Source organism: Streptomyces sp. NPDC097981 (assembly GCF_040302565.1).
In the GTDB taxonomy this organism is placed as follows: domain Bacteria; phylum Actinomycetota; class Actinomycetes; order Streptomycetales; family Streptomycetaceae; genus Streptomyces.
Genome location: NZ_JBEORW010000159.1, coordinates 1 through 2,495 on the forward strand (window position 1 = coordinate 1; position 2,495 = coordinate 2,495).

At 74.1% G+C, this 2,495-nt stretch carries 1 protein-coding gene; it reads left to right on the top strand.

The annotated features are described in order from the left end of the window. Positions 1 to 2,495 (top strand): type I polyketide synthase (locus ABTY04_RS40745; RefSeq protein WP_352218477.1); only part of this gene is annotated, 2,495 nt, incomplete at both ends.

A 2,495-nucleotide genomic window follows, 5' to 3' on the forward strand; every position in this document is an offset into this window, starting at 1 on the left:
TTCTCGTCGGCCGCCGGTGTCTTCGGTGGCGCCGGGCAGGCCAACTACGCGGCCGGCAACGTGTTCCTGGACGCCCTGGCCGCCCACCGCCGGGCTCAGGGTCTGCCGGGTGTCTCGCTGGCCTGGGGACTGTGGACCAGCGTCGGCGGCATGGGCGGTGACCTGGCCGACGGCGACCGCGAGCGCATCAACCGCGGCGGCATCGGCGTCCTCGCACCGGAGACCGGCCTCGCCCTGTTCGACGCGGCCCGCAGCACGGACGACCCGCTGCTCGTACCCCTTCCGCTCGACCTGGCCGCCCTCCGCGCCCAGGCGCGCACCGGCCTGGTTCCCGACCTGCTGCGCGGCCTGGTCCGCGTACCGGCCCGCCGGGCGGCGGGCCAGGGTGCCACGGCCGACGGGTCCGCGCTCCGCACGAGGCTGTCTGCGCTGCCCGCCGAGGAACGGGAAGCGGCCCTGCTGGAGACGGTCCGGGCCGAGGTGGCCGCCGTGCTCGGCCACGCCTCGACCGACGAGGTGCCGGCCGACCGGGCGTTCAAGGAGCTCGGCTTCGACTCCCTGACCTCCGTCGAACTGCGCAACCGCCTCGGCGCCGCCATCGGCGAACGCCTGCCCGCCACGCTCGTCTTCGACTACCCCACGCCGAGCGCGCTCGCCGCGTACCTGAGGACCGAGGTCCTGGGCCTGTCCCTGACCGCGGACGAGGAGACGGCCGCCGCGGCCGGCGCCGCGCCCGCATCCCTCGGCGCCGCGCTCCACGACGACCCCATCGCGATCGTCGGCATGAGCTGCCGCTACCCCGGCGGGGTCGAAACCCCCGAGGACCTGTGGCGTCTGGTGGTGGGTGGCGTCGACGCCATCTCGGAGTTCCCGCAGGGCCGCGGCTGGGACCTGGAGTCCCTGTACGACCCGGACCCGGACGGCAAGGGCACGAGCTACACCCGCTCCGGCGGCTTCCTCCACGACGCGGGCCGGTTCGACCCGGCGTTCTTCGGGATCTCGCCGCGCGAGGCCGTGGCGATGGACCCGCAGCAGCGGCTCCTGCTGGAGACCTCGTGGGAGGCGTTCGAGCGGGCCGGCATCGACCCGGCCACCATGCGGGGCAGCCGGACCGGCGTCTTCGCCGGCGTGATGTACCACGACTACGCCACCCGGATCAGCTCCGTGCCCGACGGCGTCGAGGGATACCTCGGCACCGGCAACTCCGGCAGCATCGCCTCGGGCCGCGTCTCGTACGCCTTCGGCCTGGAGGGCCCGGCGGTCACAGTCGATACGGCCTGCTCCTCCTCCCTCGTCGCGCTGCACTGGGCGATCCAGGCGCTGCGGGGCGGCGAGTGCACTATGGCCCTGGCCGGCGGTGTCACCGTCATGTCGACGCCGGGCACCTTCACCGAGTTCAGCCGCCAACGCGGTCTGGCCGCCGACGGCCGCATCAAGTCCTTCGCCGCCGCCGCCGACGGCACCAGCTGGGCCGAGGGCGCGGGCATGCTGCTCGTCGAACGCCTGTCGGACGCCCGCCGCCTCGGTCACCCGGTGCTCGCCGTGGTCCGCGGCTCCGCGATCAACCAGGACGGTGCGAGCAACGGCCTGACCGCCCCGAACGGTCCGTCCCAGCAGCGCGTCATCCGGCAGGCACTGGCCTCCGGCGGACTCACCAGCGAGCAGATCGACGTGGTCGAGGCGCACGGCACGGGTACGACCCTGGGGGACCCGATCGAGGCGCAGGCACTGCTGGCCACGTACGGCCGGGAGCGCGCGGCGGACGAGCCGCTGTGGCTGGGCTCCATCAAGTCCAACATGGGTCACACGCAGGCCGCCGCCGGCGTCGCCGGGATCATCAAGATGGTCATGGCGATGCGGCACGGGGTCCTGCCCAAGACGCTGCACGTGGACGAGCCGACCCCGCACGTGGACTGGGAGGACGGCGCCGTCACGCTGCTCACCGAGAACACGCCGTGGCCGGAGACGGGCCGCCCGCGCCGGGCCGGTGTGTCGTCGTTCGGCATCAGCGGTACCAACGCGCACACGATCATCGAGCAGGCCCTGGAGGAGGCGGCTGTGACTGCCGCCGAAGGTGACGGCGGGCCGGTGCTGCCGTACGTGCTGTCCGCGAGGTCGGCGGACGCGCTGCGCGGCCAGGCGGCCCGTCTGCGGGCGCGCCTGGAGGAGTCGGCCGAGCTGCGGGCCGTCGACGTGGCCTACTCGCTGGCGACGCGACGTGCCGCCTTCGACCACCGCGCGGTGGTCGTGGCGGGCGACCGCGAGGAACTGCTGCGCGGGCTGGAGGCGCTGGGGAACGACGACCTGGCCCACGCTGGCGTGACGCGTGGCACGGTGGGCGCTGCCGGGGCCGGGAAGCTGGCCTTCCTGTTCACCGGGCAGGGGAGCCAGCGGCTGGGCATGGGCCGTGAGCTGTACGAGGCCTATCCGGTGTTCGCGGCCGCGCTGGACGCGGTGTGCGAGCGGCTGGAACTGCCGCTGAAGGACGTCCTGTT